This window comes from Georgenia sp. X1117 (assembly GCF_057784635.1).
The window spans coordinates 2,280,205-2,299,325 of the sequence record NZ_CM173492.1 but is presented as its reverse complement, the minus strand read 5'-3'; the positions used below and the strand labels follow the sequence as shown (position 1 = coordinate 2,299,325).

Genomic DNA, 19,121 nt, shown 5'->3' with positions numbered 1-19,121 from the left:
CCCGTGACATCCGTCTCCCGCCGCCTCGCCGAGGAAGCCGAGCGCATCATCCCCGGTGGGGTGAACTCCGCGACCCGGCGCATCGGCGCGCCCTGGGCGTGGAGGTCCGCGCGCGGCGCGACCATCACCGACATGGACGGTGGCGAGTACACCGACTACCACGCCGCCTTCGGCGCGATCCTGCTCGGCCACGGCGACGAGCGCGTCAACGACGCCGTGACCCGCGCCGTCGCCGACATCGACCTCATCGGGCTCGGCACCACCGAGCTCGAGGTGGAGCTCGCGCGGCTCCTCGTCGACGCCATCCCCAGCGCCGAGATGGTCATCACCACCATGAGCGGCTCGGAGGCGACGTTCCAGGCCGTCCGCCTCGCCCGCGGCGCGACCGACCGCCCCTACATCCTCAAGTTCCAGGGCTGCTTCCACGGCTCCTACGACGCCATCGCCCGCAACGTCATCTCCCCGCCGGACCTGGCGTGGAAGCGCGACCCGAACTCCTCGGGCATCCTCGACGACGCCGTCGACCACACGCTCGTCGCCGAGTTCAACGACCTCGCCTCGGTCGAGGAGCACTTCGCCGCCCACCCCGACCAGATCGCGGCCGTCATCCTCGAGCCGGTCCCGCACAACGTCGGCGCGCTCCTGCCCGAGCAGTCCTTCCTCGAGGGCCTGCGCGAGATCACCCGCAAGCACGGGAGCGTGCTCATCTTCGACGAGGTCATCTCCGGCTTCCGGCACGCGCTCGGCGGCTACCAGGAGATCTGCGGCGTCACCCCCGACCTCACCACCTTCGGCAAGGCGATGGGCAACGGCTTCCCGATCGCCGGCCTGGCCGGCAGCAGAGAGCTGATGTCACAGTTCACCCCCGCCGGCGGAACGGTCATGCTCGCGGGCACGTTCAACGGCAACGCCGCCTCCTCGGCCGCCGCGATCGCCACCATCGAGGTCCTCAAGGACCCCGCGGTCGACTTCTACGGCCACGTCAACCGCCTCGGCGACCGCATGCGCACCGGGCTCCAGTCGATCACCGACGACCTCGACGTCCCCGCCCGGATCACCGGCATCGGCTCGGTGTTCATCCCCTACTTCCTCGACGGCGAGGTCCGCGGCTACCGCGACCTGCTGCGCAACGACGACGAGGCCTACGCCGGTTTCCACCGCCGCATGATCGACAAGGGCTCCTTCATGTACCCGATGGCGCTCAAGCGGAACCACATCTCGCTCGCGCACACCGAGAGCCACGTCGACCGCACCCTCAGCCAGGCCGAGGAGGTCCTCGGCGCGATGGCGCGCGAGGGGCTCCTCTCGAGCGCGGGGGCGCGCGCCTGACATGTCCCCGATCTCCCGGACCGTGCTGCTCGGAGGCCTCGTGGCCGACGGGCTCGGCGGTGTGCCCGTCCCCGGCGACGTCCTCGTCGCCGGGGCGCGGGTCGACGCCGTCGTCCCGGCGGGCGAGCGCCCCGCCGGCGGGTACGACGCGGAGGTCATCGACTGCACCGGCCGGGTCGTCGCCCCCGGTCTCGTCGACATCCACACCCACTCCGACCTCAGCCTGCTCGCCTACCCGGGCAACGAGAGCCGGATCCTCCAGGGCGTGACGACCGAGGTGGTCGGCAACTGCGGCATGTCCCCGGCCCCCGGCGGCTCCGACGCCGCCGGCCTGGCCCGCATCATCAGCACCATCGACGTCACCCCCGACCTCGAGCGGGCCTGGAGCGACGTCCCCGGCTGGCTGCAGGCGCTCGACGACACCCCGACGGCGACGAACGTCGCCGCCCAGGTGGGCCACGGCTCGGCCCGCTTCGCCGTGGCCGGCAACGCGACCGAGCCCCTCGACGACGACGCCCTCGCCGCGCTCGGCCGCGAGCTCCAGGAGGCCTTCGCGGCCGGCGTCCTCGGGGCGAGCCTCGGCCTCATGTACGCCCCGGGAGAGTCGGCCGGGACCGAGGAGCTCGGCCTGGTCGCCCGCATCGTCGCCGCGCACGACGGCGTGCTGTCGGTGCACCTGCGCGACTACCGCACCGGCGAGCTGACGCGCTCGGTGGACGAGGTGGCCGCGGTCGTCGACGCCGACGGCCCGCGCCTGCAGATATCGCACCTGCGCGGCATCGGCGGCGGGGACGGCTTCGCCGCGGCGCTCGACCACGTCGCCGGGCTGCGCGGCTCGATCGACGTCGCCGCGGACGCCTACCCCTACGTGCACGGCCACACCACGCTGCTCCAGCTGCTCCCGCCGGCGCTGCGCGCCGCGGGTCCCGACGCCGTGGTCCAGGCCTGCCTGGCGGACCCGACGGCGGTCGCCGGGCACCTGCGGGACGCCGGCTACCGGCCCGACCAGCTCATCGTCATGAAGGCGGCGCTCACCCCCGAGGTCGTCGGCAGCACCGCCGCGGAGATCGGTGCGGACCCCTGGCGCGGGCTCGTCGACCTCCTGCTCGCCAACGACGCGCTGGTCGACGTCGCCGCCGAGTCCGGCCGCTGGGCCGACGTCGACCTGGCGCTGGCCACCGACTGGATCGCCGTCGCCTCCGACGGCACCGCCCTGGACCGCACCCACCGCGCCTCCGCGCCGCACCCCCGATCCTGGGGCGCCCTCTCCGCCGGCTACCGCCGGATGCGCGACGCCGGCACGCGGCTCGGCGAGACCGTCCGGCGCCTGACCACCGCACCGGCCGCCCGCGTCGGGATCACCTCCGGCATCGCCGCCGGCCACCGCGCGGACCTCGTCGTCCTCGACGACGAGTCCTTCGACTCCACCGCCACCTTCGGCGACCCCGCCCGGCCCTCCGTCGGGCTCGAGCACGTGCTCGTCAACGGGTCGGCCGTCGTCACCGCCGGAACGCCCACCGGGGCCCGTCCGGGACACCTCATGAGGAAGGGCACCGCATGACCGGGCACTCCACGCCCCTGGGCGTCGGCATCGTGGGGGTCGGCGGCATCGCCACCTCCCACATGGCCGCGCTGGCCACGATGACGGACGCCCGCCTCGTCGCCGTGTGCGACCTCGACGCCGCCCGCGCCGCCGAGGTGGCGCACACCCGGCGGTGCGCCGGCTACGGCTCCGTCGAGGAGCTCCTCGCGGACGACGCCGTCGAGGCCGTCATCGTCTGCACCCCCAACATGACCCACGAGCAGATCGGCCGGCAGGTCCTCGCGGCGGGCCGGCACCTGCTCATGGAGAAGCCCCTGGCGCTGTCCGCCGAGGGCGCGCGCACCCTCGCCGCGGAGGCGGCCGACCGCGGACTCGCGCTCGCCGTCGGGCACAGCCACCGCTTCACCGACCAGTCCCTGGCGATCCGCGAGGTCATCGACTCCGGCCGGATCGGCACGCCGCGGTTCGTCCGCGTGGTGATGAACGGCGGCTGGATCTGGCCCGGCTGGCAGACCTGGGTGCTGGACCCCGCCCTGTCCGGCGGGCACTCCCTGCACAACGGCGTCCACCTCGTCGACCTGGCGAGCTGGTGGGTCGGCGAGCGGGCGACCAGCGTCCGCTCCGTCGGCCAGCACGCCACGAGCGAGGCCCTCGACATCCACGACTACCTCGTCATGGGGCTCGGCTTCGCCTCCGGCGCGTCCGCGGTGTGCGAGATCAGCCGCGGCGAGCGCCCCCGCGGCGCCGGCTACCTCGAGCTGACCGTCGTGGGCAGCGCGGGCGTCGTCACCCGCAGCTGGGACGCCGAGGGCGTCCTGGCCTGGACCGACACGGGCCTGACGGCCTGGCCGGCCGACGGCGCCGGCCCGCGCACCTTCGTCCGCGAGCTCGAGGCCTTCGCCCGCGCCACCCGCGACGGCGCCGCGGTCGTCCCGCCCGTCGCCGACGCGATCCACGCCGTCGACATCGCCCTCGCCTCCGAGGAGTCGCTGCGCGAGGGCCGCACCGTCACGATCGGAGCACCGGCATGAGCGCCACGACCACCGCCGCCACCACGGCCGTCCCGCTGACCGAGCGGCCGGGCCTGACCCGCGCCGTCGCCGCGGTCCGCGCGGCCGAGACCGGGCTGCTGCGCGCCGTCGCCCTCGACGTCGTCGCCACCGGCGACGGCCCGGCGCTGGACGTGCTCGGCCCCGAGGCGCTCGCCGTCCTGCGCGCGGCGACCGGCCCGACGAGCGTCGACCTGCAGGCCCACACCACGGGCGACGGCGCCGCGACGACCTTCCTCGGCCGCGCCGACCACGGGGTCGCGGTCAGCGCCCACCTCTCCCTCGTCCCCGGCGAGGCCGGCCGGTTCCTCACGGCCCAGGTCCGGCTCGTCGGCACCCACGGCTCCGTGCTGGTCGACCTCCTGCGCCCCCACCTGCGGGTGGTCACCGCAGGGGGCACCGACCACGTGCCCTTCTCCGTCCCCGGCACGCCCGGCATGCCGGCCCCCGCGCCGTCTCCCGCGCCGTCGGCGGACGACGAGACGACGACCCTGTCCGCGATCGCCGGCTCGGCCCGCTCGGGCCGGACCACGACGACCAACTGGTGAAGGAGGACCGGACATGAGATGGCTGACCTTCGACGACGGGGGCACCGTCCGGCACGGCTACGTCGACGGCGAGGAGATCGTCGTCACGGGCGACGGCGACCTGACGGCGGTGGTCCGGGGCGAGCCCGGGCAGGGCACGCAGCAGCGCCGCCCGCTGGCGGGCGCGCGGGTCCTGGCCCCGCTGCTCCGGCCGGGCAAGGTGCTCGCCGTCGCCGCCAACTACCAGGCGCACGTCGAGGAGGCCGGCGCCAAGAGGCGCGAGAAGGGCACGGCCACGCCGCGCCTGTTCCTCAAGCCCGACACCTCGGTGATCGGACCGGACGCCCCCGTGGTGCTCGACCCGATCACCCGTCAGCTCGACTGGGAGGTGGAGATCGCCGTGGTCATCGGTCGGCAGGCGAAGGACGTGCCGGTCGCCGACGCCCTCGGCCACGTCTTCGGCTACGCCACGAGCAACGACATCAGCGCGCGCAGCCTCGACCTCGGCGTCGAGCGCGACGGCGAGGCCATGACCGGGTTCTTCGACTGGCTCGAGGGGAAGTGGCTCGACGGGTCGGCACCCGTGGGGCCCTACCTCGTCACTGCCGACGAGGTGCCCGACCCGCAGGACCTCACCCTCACGCTCACGCTCAACGGCGAGGTCATGCAGCACGGCAGCTCGACCGACATGGTCCACACCGTCGCCGAGCTCGTCTCCTTCAGCTCGCGGCTGATGACCCTGACCCCCGGTGACGTCATCCTCACCGGCACCCCGTCCGGCGTCGGTGCCACCACCGGCACCTTCCTCGCCCCCGGCGACACCATGGTCGCCGAGGTCGAGGGCCTCGGCGCCCTCACCACCCCCGTCGTCGCGCCCTGACGCCACGCGGACCCCCTGACCACCTGATCAACGCAGATCATCTGGATCCCCCGACCACGAGGAGCAATCATGCGATCACGAATCGCCCAAGGTGCCATCGCACTGGCGGCCGCCGGCGCCCTGCTGGTGGGCTGTTCCGGCGGCGACGCCGACGACGGCGGCAACGGCGGAGGTGGGGACGGCGGCGAGGCGACCTCGGCCAACCTCCACCTCTACCAGTCCCCCGTCCAGTTCAACCCGCTCGCACCCGGCCAGGGCGCCGAGCAGCTGACGATGTCGCTGGTCTACGACCCCATGTTCAACGTCGGCCCCGACTTCGAGCCGGTCCCGCGGATCGCGGAGTCCTGGGACGTCAACGAGGACGCCACCGAGTACACCTTCCACCTGCGCGAGGGGATGGAATGGAGCGACGGCGAGCCGCTGACCGCTGACGACGTCGTCTTCACCTACAACCTGTTCTCGAACCCCGACGTCGCCAGCCCCAACACCGCGCCCTTCGCGGGCGTCGTCGGCTTCGACGAGGTCCAGGACGGCTCGGCCGAGACGGTCGAGGGCATCGTGGCCACGGACGACCAGACCGTGACGATCACGCTGGCCGAACCGACCCCGGGCTTCCTCGCGCTGTTCGGCAACGGCTACGGGATCCTCCCCGAGCACGTGCTCGGCGAGGTCGAGCCGGCCGAGGTCATGACCCACGAGTTCTTCACCATGCCCACGGTCAGCTCCGGCCCGTACGTCATGCGGGAGTTCAACACCGACCAGAACATCGTCCTCGACGCCAACGAGAACTACTGGACCGAGGTCGGCATCGACACCCTCTACCTCCAGATGCTCACCAGCGACGTGGCCACCGCCCAGCTCGCCACCGGTGAGACCGACCTCGTGCAGATCTCCCCGCAGGACATGGAGACGGTCGAGGGCCTCGACGGCATCAACGTCAGCTCGGCACCCTCGCCCGGCTTCCTGCGCCTGCTGGTCAACTTCACCCGGCACGAGGACGAGCGCGTCCGCCAGGGCCTGCTCATGGCGATCGACCGCGAGGGCATCGTCGAGGGCATCCTCGGCGGCCACGGCGAGGTCCTCAACAGCACGATCATGACGCCCTGGGCGCTCCCCGACGACCTCGAGACCTACGACTACGACCCCGAGGCGGCGACGGCGCTCCTGGAGGAGGCCGGCTTCGACTTCGACGCCCCGCTCGAGGTCAGCTGGATCCCGGGCACCGCGGACCGCGACGCAGCCGTCAACGTCGTCATCGAGAACCTCTCCGCGATCGGCATCAACGTCCAGGCCAACCAGATCGAGGAGGCCAACCAGCTGTCGATGATCGAGAACGCCGAGTACGACCTGATGATCTCCGGCGGTGGCACCTACACCCCCGACCCGACCGTCTCGGCGAACGCCATGACCTGCGACGCCGTCTTCCCCGCCGGCGGCAACACCTCGCTGTTCTGCAACGAGGAGCTCGACGCCCTGCTCGCCGAGGGCGCCGTCACCGCCGACGAGGCCGAGCGCGAGTCCGTCTACCAGGACGCGGCACGCCTGGACAACCAGCTCGTGCCCTACCTGTGGCTGTACGTGCCCGACACGCTGTGGGCCGCGAGCGACCGGCTGCAGGGCTTCGAGCCGCACGGCGACTTCGCCAACGGCTTCTGGAACGCCGCCGAGTGGACCGTGACGGACTGATTCCATGCTGAGATCTCTCGTCCCACGCCTCCTCTCGAGCGTGGCGGTCTTCCTGCTCATCGCCATCGGACTGTTCGCGCTCGTCCGGCTCGCCCCGGGCGACCCCATCGAGATGATGGTGCCGCCGGAGCTGGCGGGCGCCTCGCGCGACGCGTACATCGCGTCGGTGCGCGAGCGGTTCGGCCTCGACCAGTCGGTCGTGGTGCAGTTCTGGCGGTGGCTCGGCGGGCTGTTGACGGGAGACCTCGGGTACTCCTACTCCACGGGCCGGCCGGTCGGTGAGCTCCTCACCGACCGGCTGGGCCCGACGGCCCTGCTCATGGGCAGCGCCGTGGTCATCGGCCTCATCATCGCCGTGCCGGCGGGCGTCATCGCCGCCGTGCGCCGCAACACCGTCGCCGACTACACGATCAGCTCGGTCAGCGTCATCGCCATCGCCGTGCCGAGCTTCTTCCTCGGCATGCTCGCCATCTACACCTTCTCGGTCAGCCTGGGCGTCCTGCCCTCCTCGGGGATGCACTCCACGGGGCGCGACGACGTCGGCGACCTCCTCCTGCACATGGTCATGCCCGTCGGGCTGCTGGCCCTGGCCAACGCGGCCAACTTCATCCGCTACGTCCGGTCCGGCGTGCTCGAGGAGCTGCAGAAGGACTACGTGCGCACGATCATCGCCAAGGGCGGCACCCGGACCCGGGCCCTGCGCCACGCGCTGCGCAACAGCCTGATGTCGCTGGTCACCGTCCTGGCGATGACGATCCCGACGGCGCTGTCCGGCGCCGTCGTGCTCGAGCAGATCTTCTCCTGGCCCGGGATGGGCAAGCTGGCGATCGAGGCCCTCGACTTCCGCGACTACCCGGTGCTCATCGGCTTCGGCCTCTACATCGCGGTGCTGGTGCTCATCTGCAACCTCATCGCCGACCTGTCCTACTCGATCATCGACCCGAGGGTGAGGACCGCACGATGACCGACCAGTCCCACCAGCCCGCCTCCGCCGTCGACGTCGCGCCGAGTTCGAAGCAGGTCTCGCCCGACAAGCTGGCCTGGCGGCGCTTCCTGCGCAACCCGGTCGCGGTGATCGGCGCCGTCGCCCTGCTCATCACGGTGGTGGCGAGCCTGCTCGCCCCCGTCATCAGCCCGTACCCGCCCAACGCGATCGACCTCGGCAACATCCGCTCGGCCCCCTCGGCGGAGCACTGGCTGGGGACCGACTCCACCGGCCGGGACGTGCTCAGCCGCCTGCTCAACGGCGGCCGGATCTCGCTCATGGTCGGCTTCCTCGCCGCCATCATGGCGGTGGCCATCGGCACCCTCGCCGGGGTCCTGGCCGGCTGGTTCGGCGGGATCATCGACGCGATCATCAGCCGCATCATCGACATCATGCTCTCGGTGCCCCCGGTGCTGGTCATCATCGTCCTCGCCGGCGTCATCGGCCCGAGCGTTCCGATGCTCGTCATCGTCATCGCCGGCCTGGCCTGGCCCTCCCCGGCACGCATCGCCCGCGGCGTGGTCCTCAGCCTGCGCGAGGAGGAGTTCGTCCAGGCCGCCCGCGCGCTGGGCTCCCGCACGGGCTTCATCGTCATGCGCCACCTCGTGCCGGGCGTGCTGCCCCCCATCGTCGTCGCGGCCACCCTGCTCGTGGCCGAGTCCGTGCTGCTCGAGTCGTCCCTGTCCTTCCTCGGGGCCGGCGTCCAGCCGCCCGCGTCCAGCTGGGGAAACATGCTCAACGAGGCCCAGTCCCTCACCGTCCTGTCCTCCATGCCGTGGCTGTGGGTGCCGGCCGGTCTCATGATCGCCATCACCGTCCTGTCGGCCATGGCGGTCGGCGACGGCATCCGTGACGCCATCGACCCCCGGAAGAACTGACATGACCGACGAGACCTCCACGCAGCCGCTGCTCGCCGTCCGTGGCCTCACGCTCGACATCCGCACCCCGCACGGCACGGCGCACATCCTCAAGGACGTCAGCCTCGACGTGCAGCCCGGGGAGATCCTCGGCGTCGTCGGCGAGTCCGGCTCCGGCAAGTCGATGACCGCGCTGAGCGTGCTGCGGATCCTGCCGCCGGGCGCGCGGATCGTCAGCGGCGGCGTCGAGCTCGAGGGCGTCGATCTCGCCACGCTCGGCAGCCGGCGGATGCGCGCCGTCCGGGGGCGCAAGGTCGCCATGGTCTTCCAGGACCACATGACCACCCTCGACCCCGTCGCCTCGATCGGGAAGCAGATCGAGGAGGCCTATCGCATCCACCACCCGCGGGCACCGCGGGGCGAGGCGCACCAGAAGATGGTCGAGTGCCTAGAGCGGGTCGGGGTGCTCGACGCCGCCGAGCGGGCCAAGCAGTACCCGCACCAGTGGTCGGGCGGCATGCGCCAGCGGGCCGTCATCGCCATGGCCCTCATCAACGACCCCGACCTCATCATCGCCGACGAGCCGACCACGGCCCTCGACGTCACCACCCAGGCCGAGATCCTCGCGGTCCTGCGCGAGCTGCGCGACCGCCGCGGACTGTCGATCCTGCTCATCACCCACGACATGGGCGTCATCGCCGACATGGCCGACCGCATCGTCGTCATGAAGGACGGCGAGGTGGTGGAGACAGCGGAGGCGCACGCGCTGTTCGCCTCGCCGGAGCACCCCTACACCCGCCGCCTGCTCGACGCCGTGCCCCAGCCCTCCGGCGAGGACGCCGTCGCGACCGCATCCCCCGAGGCCGCGGAGGCGCCCGCGCTCGAGGTGACCGACCTCGTCGTCCAGTACCGCCGCTCGTGGCGCCGCCAGGGCCTGCGCGCGGTGGACGGGGTGAGCTTCTCCGTCCCCACCGGCAAGGTGGTCGGGCTCGTCGGGGAGTCCGGCTCGGGCAAGTCGACGATCGGCAAGGCCATCGTCGGGCTCGCCCCGATCACCGAGGGCAGCATCCGGGTCGGGGGCACCGAGCTGAGCACGCTGCGCCGCGGCGCGGCCCGCGAGGCGCGGGCACACTACGGCATGGTCTTCCAGGACCCGGCCTCCTCCCTCAACCCGCGGATGACCATCGGGGAGTGCATCGCCGAGCCGCTCGTCGCGCACCGCCCCGAGATGTCCCGCACCGAGCGCCGCGCACGCGTGACCGACCTGCTCGAGCAGGTCCAGCTGCCCACCGCCTGGACCACCCGGTTCCCGCACGAGCTCTCCGGCGGCCAGCGCCAGCGCGTGGGCATCGCCCGGGCGCTGACCCTCGAGCCGGAGCTGCTCATCGCCGACGAGCCGACCTCGGCGCTGGACGTCTCGGTCCAGGCCGCCGTGCTGGAGGTGTTCCAGGAGCTGCAGCAGCGCCTGGGATTCTCGTGCCTGTTCATCAGCCACGACCTCGCCGTCGTCGAGCTGCTCTCCGAGACCGTCGTCGTCCTGCAGCACGGCTCGATCGTCGAGCAGGGCGACGCGCGGGCCGTCCTCAACGACCCGCAGACCGACTACGCCCGACGACTCGTGGAGGCCGCACCGATCCCCGACCCCGCCCGCCAGCGGGCCCGCCACACGTCCGCCATCACCACCGTCTAGAGCTTTCCCAGCTTTCCGAGAAGGACAGAGCAGTACCTACCGAGGAGCACATCCCATGCGCATCATGACCGTGTACGCACACCCTGCCGACACGATCACCAACTGCGGCGGCACGCTGGCGCTGCACGCGGACGCCGGCGACGAGATCGTCGCGGTGATCATCACCCACGGCGGCCGCATCCACCCCAACGTGTACGCCGAGGAGGCGCGCAAGGACGACGCCGACCCGCGGCTCACCGCCGCCGGGCGCGCCGAGATCATCGAGAACAAGAAGGACGAGCTGCGTCGCGCGGCCGACATCATCGGCATCGGCACCATCGAGTTCCTCGACCACGACGACCTCATGAGCACCGTCCAGGAGGACATCGTCGACCAGGTCGCCGAGCTCATCGCCACGCACCGGCCCGACGTCGTCATCGCCGACTACCCGCAGAACCCGGCGGTCACCAACTCCACCCACACCATCGCCACGATGATCCTCATCGCCGCCATGGACCGGGCCGCCTCCTTCCTCAAGAACCTCGACGGCAAGGAGGAGGTCAACGTCAAGCAGGTCTTCCTCGGGGGCCTGCCGGTGGTCGCCGGCGACGCGCTGTCCACCTACGGGGTGCGCAACGACCTGCTCATCGACATCAGCTCGGTGGTGGACCGCAAGATCGCGGCGATGGACTGCTTCGTCAGCCAGGGCTACGACGGGCCCTTCGCCCGCAAGCTCATCGAGGCCAGCAACGGCGAGTTCGGTCGCACGGCGGGCGTGGCCCTGGCGGAGCCCTACGTCCGCTTCCGCAGCGAGACGCGGGCGCTGCTGCCGCTGACGGAGTACGCCCAGGCCGCCGACCCGCTCACCCGCCACGTGGCGTACTCGCAGTTCGACGTGCGGCGGGAGTTCCCGCTCGACAAGGGCTGATCGCACTCCCGCCCGGTCGCGCCCGCCCGCGCGACCGGGCGGGCCCCGCCGTCCGCGCGCCGAGCGAGCGCCGACCCACCAGCCCAGGAGGGCCCGTGACCACACCCGACCCGGCCGAGCTCGTCGGCCGCCGCATCGAGGAGCTGCCGACGCCGTCGGTGCTCGTCGACCTGCCGACCGTGCGCCGCAACGTCGAGCGGATGGCCGAGCACGCGCGCGACCTCGGCGTCGCCCTGCGACCGCACTGGAAGACCTCCAAGAGCGCCGAGGTGGCCCGGCTCCAGCTGGCGGCGGGCGCCGTCGGGCTCACCGCGGCCACCGCCGCCGAGGCCGAGGCCCTCGCCGGGGCCGGGGTGACGGACATCTTCTGGGCCTACCCGCCGGTCGGCCCGCACCGGGTCGCCACGGCCCTGGCGGTCGCCCGCCGGGCGCGGCTCGTCGTCGGTCTCGACTCGGTCGCCCCCGCACGGGCGCTGGCCGAGGCGGCCGCCGCCGAGGGGATCGAGGTCGAGATCCGCCTCGAGGTCGACACCGGGCTGGGGCGCACGGGCGTCGACCCCGACGAGGCCCTGGCCACCACCCGCGAGCTGGCGGCCCTGCCGGGGCTCGTCCTCGAGGGCGTCTTCACGCACGAGGGGCAGGTCCAGGGCGTGGGGGCCGACCCGGAGCGCCGCGTCGAGGTCGGCACCGCGGCGGGCCGCACGCTCGTCGAGGTGGCGAGCGCCCTGCGGGCCGACGGCCATCCGGTGCCGAGCGTCTCGGTCGGCTCGACCGCCGGGGTCCGTTCCGCCCCCGCCGTCGACGGGGTGACCGAGGCCCGCCCCGGCACCTACGTCTACGGCGACGAGAACCAGGTCGCCATCGGCACGACCGACCCGGCCGACACCGCCTCGACCGTGCTCGCCCGGGTCGTCAGCACCCTGCGCGGCGAGCCCGTCATCGTCGACGCCGGCATCAAGGCCATGAGCTCGGACGGCTCCCTGCACGGCGACGGCCGGATCGGCACGGTCGTCGGCGCGGGCGGCGGCGTGCTGGTCACCGGCTACGAGGAGCACGGCGTGCTGCGCGGGTCGGACTCGCTGCGGGTCGGCGACCTCGTCCGGATCCGCCCCAACCACGCCTGCGGGCTGACCAACATGCACTCCCACGTGCTCGCCGTCGAGGACGACACCGTCGTCGACATCTGGCCCGTCCTGGGCCGCCACTAGGAAGGAACCTCTCGTGCAGCAGATCACCGCACCCACCGCCCCCGCTCCCGCGGGTCCCTACTCCCCCGGCATCGTCCATGGCGGGCTGCTCTTCCTCGCGGGGCAGGGGCCCTTCGACGCCGAGGGCACCCTGGTCGGCGGGACCTTCGCCGAGCAGGTCCGCCGGACCTTCGCCAATCTCGAGGCCGTCGCGCAGGCGGCAGGCACCTCGATGGCGAACGCGGTCCGCATCGGGGTCTACCTCAACGACATGGCCGACTGGCCGGAGTTCAACGAGGTCTCGAAGGAGCTCCTCTCCGAGCCCTACCCGGCGCGCACGTCGATCCAGGCCGACCTGTCCGGCTTCCTCGTCGAGATCGACGCCGTCGTCGCCGTCCCGGACGCCCGGTGACCTGCATGGAGCTCATGCGCATCGGGGCCGCCGGCGAGGAGCGGCCGGTCGTCCGCCGCGGCGGCGTGACCTACGACCTGTCCAGCTTCACCGCCGACATCGACGGCGCCTTCCTCGCCTCGGGCGGGACCGCCCGCGTCGCGACGGCGCTCGCCGCCGGCGAGCTGCCGACCGTGGACGTCGAGGGGCAGCGCATCGGCGCGCCGATCGCCCGGCCCACCGCGGTGATCGGCATCGGTCAGAACTACGCCGCCCACGCGGCGGAGTCCGGGGCCGAGCCGCCGAGCCGGATCATCGTCTTCCTCAAGCACCCCAACACCGTGGTCGGCCCCCACGACGACGTGCTCATCCCGCCCGGGGCCGAGAAGCTCGACTGGGAGGTCGAGCTCGGCATCGTCATCGGCACTCCCGCCTACCAGCTCTCCTCTCCGGAGGAGGCGATGGCCGCGATCGCCGGGTACGTGGTGTGCAACGACGTCTCCGAGCGGGAGCACCAGCTGGTGGAGTCCCTCGGCCAGTGGTCGAAGGGGAAGATGGCGCCGACCTTCTGCCCGGTCGGCCCGGTGCTCGTCCCCGCCGACGAGGTGGACCCCGGCGACCTGCGGATCTGGTCGACCGTCAACGGTGAGCCGCGGCAGGACTCGACGACGGCGGACCTCATCTTCGACGTGCCCACCATCGTCCAGGAGCTCTCGCGGTACGTCCGCCTCGAGCCGGGCGACCTCGTCTCCACGGGCACACCGGAGGGGGTCGCGCTCTCGGGCCGCTTCCCCTACCTCACGGGCGGAGACGTCATGGAGATGGGCGTAGCCGGCCTGGGCACCCAGCGCGCACGCGTGCGCGCGAGCGCCTGACGCAGCACGTGAGGGGTGGGCGACGGATCGATCCGTCGCCCACCCCTCACGCATGTGCCACCCGCCCGGGCGGGCAGGGTGCGCTACGCGGCGGGCGCCTCCGCGGTGCGCACGTCCAGCCCCTCGCCGTCGCCGCGGTCGACGACGACGTGGGTGCCGTCCGCGGCGTCGCCGCCGAGCAGCAGGCGCGCCAGCCGGTCGCCGATCTCGCGCTGGACGAGGCGGCGCAGCGGTCGTGCGCCGTAGGCGGGGTCGAAGCCCTCGAGGGCAAGCCACTCGCGGGCGGCGTCGGTGACCTCGAGCGTGATGCGGCGCGGCTCGAGCCGCTCGGCGAACCGGGCGATCTGCAGGTCGACGATCCGGCCGAGCTCGTCGATGCCGAGCGCGTCGAACATGACGACGTCGTCGAGCCGGTTGAGGAACTCCGGCTTGAACGACGCCCGCACGACCTCCATCACCTGCTGGCGACGCTTCTCCTCCGGGACGTTGACGTCCACCAGGAACTGCGAGCCGAGGTTCGACGTCAGCACGAGGATGACGTTGCGGAAGTCGACGGTGCGGCCCTGACCGTCGGTGAGCCGACCGTCGTCGAGGACCTGCAGGAGGATGTCGAAGACCTCGGGGTGGGCCTTCTCGACCTCGTCGAGCAGGACCACCGTGTACGGGCGCCGCCGCACAGCCTCCGTCAGCTGGCCGCCCTCCTCGAACCCGACGTACCCGGGGGGCGCCCCGACCAGGCGGGACACCGAGTGCTTCTCCGAGTACTCGGACATGTCGATGCGCACCATGGCGCGCTCGTCGTCGAAGAGGAAGTCCGCGAGCGACTTCGCGAGCTCGGTCTTGCCCACGCCCGTGGGGCCGAGGAACAGGAACGAGCCGGTCGGTCGGTCGGGGTCGGCGATGCCGGCGCGCGAGCGGCGCACGGCGTCGGAGACCGCGCGCACGGCGCCGGTCTGGCCGATGAGCCGCCTGCCCAGCTCGTCCTCCATGTGGAGGAGCTTCTCGGACTCGCCCTGGAGCAGGCGCCCGACCGGGATGCCGGTCCAGGCGCCGACCACCTCGGCGATCTCCTCGGCGGAGACCTTGTCGGCGATCATCGGGTCGCTCGTGCCCGCGTCCTCGGCGCTGTCGGCCTCCTCGCTGGCCACGGCGGCCTCGAGCTCGCGCTGCAGCGACGGGATCTCCCCGTACCGCAGGCGGCCGGCGTCCTCGTACCGCGACTCGCGCTCGGCGCGCTCCGCCTCGGTGACGAGCTCGTCGAGGCGGGCACGCAGGTCACCGACCCGGTTGTGCCCGGCCTTCTCGGACTCCCACCGCGCGGTGAGCCCGTCGAGCTCCTCCCGCCGGTCCGCCAGCTCGGCGCGCAGCGCCTCGAGGCGCTCGGCCGTCGCGGCGTCACCGTCGTCGAGGTTCTCGGCGAGGTAGGCCTCCTCCATGCCGAGCCGGTCGACCTGCCGGCGCAGGACGTCGATCTCCTCCGGGGAGGAGTCGAGCTCCATGCGCAGGCGCGAGGCTGCCTCGTCGACGAGGTCGATCGCCTTGTCGGGCAGTCGCCGGCCGGTGATGTACCGGTCGGAGAGCGTGGCGGCGGCGACGAGCGCGCCGTCGGAGATCGTCACCTGGTGGTGCGCCTCGTACTTCGGTGCGATGCCGCGCAGGATCGTCACGGTGTCCTCGACCGACGGCTCGCCGACGAACACCTGCTGGAAGCGGCGCTCGAGGGCGGGGTCCTTCTCGATGTGCTCGCGGTACTCGTCCAGCGTGGTGGCACCGACGAGGCGGAGCTCCCCGCGGGCCAGCATCGGCTTGAGCATGTTGGCGGCGTCCATGGAGGAGTCGCCGCCGGCGCCCGCCCCGACGACGGTGTGCAGCTCGTCGATGAACGTGACGACCTGACCGTCGGAGTCGGAGATCTCCTGGAGGACCGCCTTGAGGCGCTCCTCGAACTCGCCGCGGTACTTCGCGCCCGCGACCATGCCGGCCATGTCGAGCGCGACGAGGGTCTTGCCGCGCAGGGACTCCGGGACGTCGCCGTCGACGATGCGCTGGGCGAGCCCCTCGACGACGGCGGTCTTGCCGACGCCGGGCTCGCCGATGAGGACGGGGTTGTTCTTGGTACGCCGCGAGAGGACCTGGACGACGCGGCGGATCTCGGCGTCGCGGCCCACGACCGGGTCGAGCTTGCCCTCGCGGGCGGCGGCGGTGAGGTCGGAGCCGTACTTCTCCAGGGCCTGGAAGGTGCCCTCGGGGTCCGCGCTGGTCACGGGCCGGTTGCCGCGCACGGCGGGCACGGCGGCGCGCAGGGCGTCGGCGGTCGCCCCGGCGGCACGGAGGATCTCGTCCGTGCCGGGGGCGGCGGCCAGGCCGAGGAGGAGGTGCTCGGTGGAGACGTACTCGTCGCCGAGCGCGCTCGCCTCCTCGCTCGCGCCGGAGACGACGGTGAGGAAGGCGCGGGAGGTCTGCGGCTGGGCGACGGACCCGCCGCTCACGCCCGGCAGGGCGGCGATCGCGGCCTCGGTGCGGCGGGCGAGCGCGGCGCGGTCGGCCCCGACGGCGTCGAGCAGGGACAGGGCGATGCCCTCGCCCTGGTCGAGGAGCGCCCCCAGCAGGTGGCTGGGCTCGATCTGCGGGTTGCCGGCCGTGGTGGCGCGCTGGAGCGCGGAGGCGACGGCCTCCTGCGACCTGGTCGTGAGCTTGGTGTCCATGGCTCTCCTCGGTATCGGGTGCGGTGTCTGCGAAGTTCAACCGATCTCAACTTGAGTCTATTCCACTCAACTTTTATCCGCCTCCCCCTCCTCCGCATCGCGTGCGTGAGCTCGGGACGCAGCAGGAGGGCGCCGAGAGGCGGAGCATCGTCCGCGGCACACTGCGGATCGCGCGACCACGACTCGCCTACTATCCGCGGGTGAACTCTCCATCTCCCGTCTCCGGAGCCGCGGTCGACCACCTGGCCGCCTTCCGCCGCTTCCCCGTCAGCCTCGTCGTCTTCCTCGGCGTCTTCATCGCCGCGGGCCTGTACCTGGCCTCGCGGCACCTCGGTGCCGAAGCCGTCGCCATGTGCGGCGACGAGACCATGCAGCCCGGCGACCAGTGCTCGGAGACCAGCCGCCGTCGTCGGCGCCTCTCCACCTCGACCACGATCCGCTCCTACGAGGAGCAGCTCGTCGCCTCGGCGCGCGGCCACGAGGCCTGGGTCTGGGCCGGCATCGGCGTCGCGGTCCTCGCCGCGATCGTCATCGTGCTCGTCGTCCTGCGCTGGCGCAGCGACGTCGCGCTCGCCCGCTCGATGTCCGGGGAGCAGGCGCCGCTGACCGCCTTCTCCACGACGACCGGCATCAGCGCGGGGCTCGGTTTCCTCGTCGCGGCCACCATCGGCGCCGTCGGCCTCTTCCTCGGCGTGCGCCTCGGTGCGACCGACGGCGAGATCGTCGGTGTCGCCGTCGCGGCCGTCGGCGTGCTCGTCGCGCTCGCCGTCGTCGTCCGGGCGCGCCCGAAGGGCAGCACCCTGGTGTGGGCCTACGAGCCGGGCGCCCGCATCGTCACGCGGAGCACGTCGCAGGACGTGCCGTGGAGCGACCTGCGGTACTTCACCGACCCGGGCAACGACAGCTTCATGGAGATCGGCTGGAAAGGCGCCAAGCACCAGGTCAGCGTCGACGACAAGGACTTCTTCGGGACCATGCGTTCGACGATCAATTCGACCGCCCTGGCCGAGGTCCGGCAGGCCGCCCCCACCGGCGCACCCGTCGACTTCGGCGCCGTCACCCTCGCCGGTCGCACGATCACCTTCGGCAAGAAGTCGTTCGACGCCGGCTCGCTTGCCGCCATCAACGCGGTGCGGACGAAGGAGGGCGTCCACCTCGAGGTGCGCGACCGGGACGGCAGGACCCCGATCACCCTTCGCCCGGTCCGCATCGCGAACTCCGACGTCCTGTTCCACGTGCTCCGCGAACAGTTCGGAGTCGTCGTCCCCTGACGTGATCTGTCGGATCCACGCCGACACGGTCGAGTCTCCTTCCGCTCAACCGTGATCCGCCAGGGCGAGATCGTGCCCGCTGTCGACCGGGGAGGACGGGCACCTCGTCGGCGTCGAGGACGGGAACGGCGCCCTCGCCGCCTCCTACGGTCCGCACGTGAGCTCTGCGTCCCCCGCCCCCGGTGCCGCGGTCGACCACCTCGCCGCCCTCCGTCGCTTCCCCGCCTCCCTCGTCCTCCTGCTCGGACTCTGTCTCACCGGCGGGCTGTACGTGGCCTCACGGCACCTCGGCGCGGAGGCCGTCGCCATGTGCAACGGCGAGCCCATGGCGCCCGGTGACCGCTGCGAGCAGCGCATCCCCCGTCCCCAGGGGCGCGGGGCCACGACAAGGATCCGCTCCTACGAGGAGGCGCTGGTCGACGCGGCACGCGCGCACGAGTACTGGGTGTGGCTCGGAGTCGGCGTCGCGGTCCTCGCTGCGATCGTCATCGTGCTCGTCGTCGTGCGCCTACGCAGCGACGTCGCGCTCGCCCGCACGCTGACCGGGCAGCGGGCCCCGGCACCCGCCTACTCCGCGACGACGGGCATGCGCGTCGGCATCGGGTTCGGCGCCGCCGCCATCGTCGCCATGCTCGGGCTCGCCGCCGGCGTCTACCTCGGCGCGACGGACGGCGAGATCGTCGGCGTCGTCGTCGCCGCGCTCAGCGTCATCAGCGCCCTCGGCATCGTCGTCGCCGAACGCCCGAGGGGCGCCACCCTCGTCTGGGTCGGCGACCAGGGTGCCCGTATCGTCACCCGCTCCGCCGTGCAGGACGTGCCGTGGGGCGACCTGCAGTATGTCGTCGGGCTGTACAGGGACGGCCACGCGGTGATCGGTCGGAAGGGCTCGACACACAGGGTCGACGTCGACGACAGGCGCGTCGTCCGCACGATGCGCGGGGCGATCAACGCCGCCGTCATGGCCCAGGTCCAGCGCGCCGCGGCCACCGGCGCACCCGTCGACTTCGGCGCCGTCGCGCTGGCCGGCCGCACGGTCACCTTCGGGAACAGGCCCGTCGACGCCGCCTCCCTGGGCGCCGTCGAGACGCTGCGGAGGTGGCGGAGGGCCGATCTGCTCAGGGTGCTCGACCGGTCGGGCAGGACCGTGGCGAAGGTGCGCCCGGACAAGTTGCTGAACTCTGACGTCCTGTTCCAGGTGCTCCACCGGGAGTTCGGCGTCGTCGTCCCCTGGCGGTGACG

The 19,121-nt window shown here is 72.7% G+C and carries 16 protein-coding genes; 15 read left to right on the top strand and 1 reads right to left on the bottom strand.

The features are described from left to right. Positions 1–3 precede the first annotated feature (3 nt). From AC3D3D_RS10585 to AC3D3D_RS10525, 13 genes are all read left to right on the top strand, one after another. Positions 4–1,329, top strand: coding sequence for an aspartate aminotransferase family protein (locus tag AC3D3D_RS10585; protein WP_463662040.1), 1,326 nt, complete (start codon positions 4–6; stop codon positions 1,327–1,329). 1 nt (position 1,330) lies between these two features. Continuing rightward, a complete protein-coding gene (locus AC3D3D_RS10580; RefSeq protein WP_488511968.1) occupies positions 1,331–2,890 on the top strand; it encodes an N-acyl-D-amino-acid deacylase family protein in 1,560 nt (519 codons plus the stop codon). After that, on the top strand, positions 2,887–3,903 hold the full coding sequence (locus AC3D3D_RS10575; RefSeq protein ID WP_463662038.1) for a Gfo/Idh/MocA family protein: 1,017 nt from the start codon (positions 2,887–2,889) through the stop codon (positions 3,901–3,903). Before AC3D3D_RS10580 ends, AC3D3D_RS10575 begins: the two co-directional genes overlap by 4 nt. Then, complete coding sequence (locus AC3D3D_RS10570) at positions 3,900–4,469, top strand: hypothetical protein (RefSeq protein WP_463662037.1); 570 nt, start codon at positions 3,900–3,902, stop codon at positions 4,467–4,469. The genes AC3D3D_RS10575 and AC3D3D_RS10570 overlap by 4 nt, the downstream gene beginning before the upstream one ends. A gap of 13 nt (positions 4,470–4,482) precedes the next feature. After that, positions 4,483–5,328 carry a fumarylacetoacetate hydrolase family protein gene (locus AC3D3D_RS10565; RefSeq protein WP_463662036.1) on the top strand — a complete coding sequence of 282 codons (846 nt, stop codon included), beginning with the start codon at positions 4,483–4,485 and terminating at the stop codon, positions 5,326–5,328. Between the two features lie 69 nt (positions 5,329–5,397). Then, positions 5,398–7,014, top strand: a complete 1,617-nt coding sequence (locus AC3D3D_RS10560) for an ABC transporter substrate-binding protein (protein WP_463662035.1) — start codon at positions 5,398–5,400, stop codon at positions 7,012–7,014. Between the two features lie 4 nt (positions 7,015–7,018). After that, positions 7,019–7,978 carry an ABC transporter permease gene (locus AC3D3D_RS10555; RefSeq protein ID WP_463662034.1) on the top strand — a complete coding sequence of 320 codons (960 nt, stop codon included), beginning with the start codon at positions 7,019–7,021 and terminating at the stop codon, positions 7,976–7,978. After that, a complete protein-coding gene (opp4C, locus tag AC3D3D_RS10550; RefSeq protein ID WP_463662033.1) occupies positions 7,975–8,877 on the top strand; it encodes an oligopeptide ABC transporter permease in 903 nt (300 codons plus the stop codon). Before AC3D3D_RS10555 ends, opp4C begins: the two co-directional genes overlap by 4 nt. Before the next feature lies 1 nt (position 8,878). Beyond that, on the top strand, positions 8,879–10,546 hold the full coding sequence (locus AC3D3D_RS10545) for an ABC transporter ATP-binding protein (RefSeq protein ID WP_463662032.1): 1,668 nt from the start codon (positions 8,879–8,881) through the stop codon (positions 10,544–10,546). 64 nt (positions 10,547–10,610) lie between these two features. After that, positions 10,611–11,453 carry a PIG-L deacetylase family protein gene (locus AC3D3D_RS10540; RefSeq protein ID WP_463662031.1) on the top strand — a complete coding sequence of 281 codons (843 nt, stop codon included), beginning with the start codon at positions 10,611–10,613 and terminating at the stop codon, positions 11,451–11,453. 95 nt (positions 11,454–11,548) lie between these two features. Continuing rightward, positions 11,549–12,661: an alanine racemase gene (locus AC3D3D_RS10535; RefSeq protein ID WP_463662030.1), complete on the top strand. Its 1,113-nt coding sequence runs from the start codon at positions 11,549–11,551 to the stop codon at positions 12,659–12,661. A gap of 13 nt (positions 12,662–12,674) precedes the next feature. Further along, positions 12,675–13,052 (top strand): RidA family protein, encoded by a 378-nt coding sequence (locus AC3D3D_RS10530; protein ID WP_463662029.1) that lies wholly within the window; start codon positions 12,675–12,677, stop codon positions 13,050–13,052. A 5-nt stretch (positions 13,053–13,057) separates the two neighbouring features. Then, on the top strand, positions 13,058–13,906 hold the full coding sequence (locus AC3D3D_RS10525) for a fumarylacetoacetate hydrolase family protein (RefSeq protein WP_463662028.1): 849 nt from the start codon (positions 13,058–13,060) through the stop codon (positions 13,904–13,906). An 83-nt stretch (positions 13,907–13,989) separates the two neighbouring features. Here the strand turns inward: AC3D3D_RS10525 and clpB are convergent, their stop codons facing one another. Beyond that, positions 13,990–16,611 (bottom strand): ATP-dependent chaperone ClpB, encoded by a 2,622-nt coding sequence (clpB, locus tag AC3D3D_RS10520; protein ID WP_463662027.1) that lies wholly within the window; start codon positions 16,609–16,611, stop codon positions 13,990–13,992. Positions 16,612–16,811: 200 nt separating this feature from the next. Between clpB and AC3D3D_RS10515 the strand changes: the two genes are divergently transcribed. Both AC3D3D_RS10515 and AC3D3D_RS10510 read left to right on the top strand, forming a co-directional pair. Then, a complete protein-coding gene (locus AC3D3D_RS10515) occupies positions 16,812–17,882 on the top strand; it encodes a hypothetical protein (RefSeq protein ID WP_463662026.1) in 1,071 nt (356 codons plus the stop codon). A gap of 157 nt (positions 17,883–18,039) precedes the next feature. Next, a complete protein-coding gene (locus AC3D3D_RS10510) occupies positions 18,040–19,119 on the top strand; it encodes a hypothetical protein (RefSeq protein ID WP_463662025.1) in 1,080 nt (359 codons plus the stop codon). Positions 19,120–19,121 lie beyond the last annotated feature (2 nt).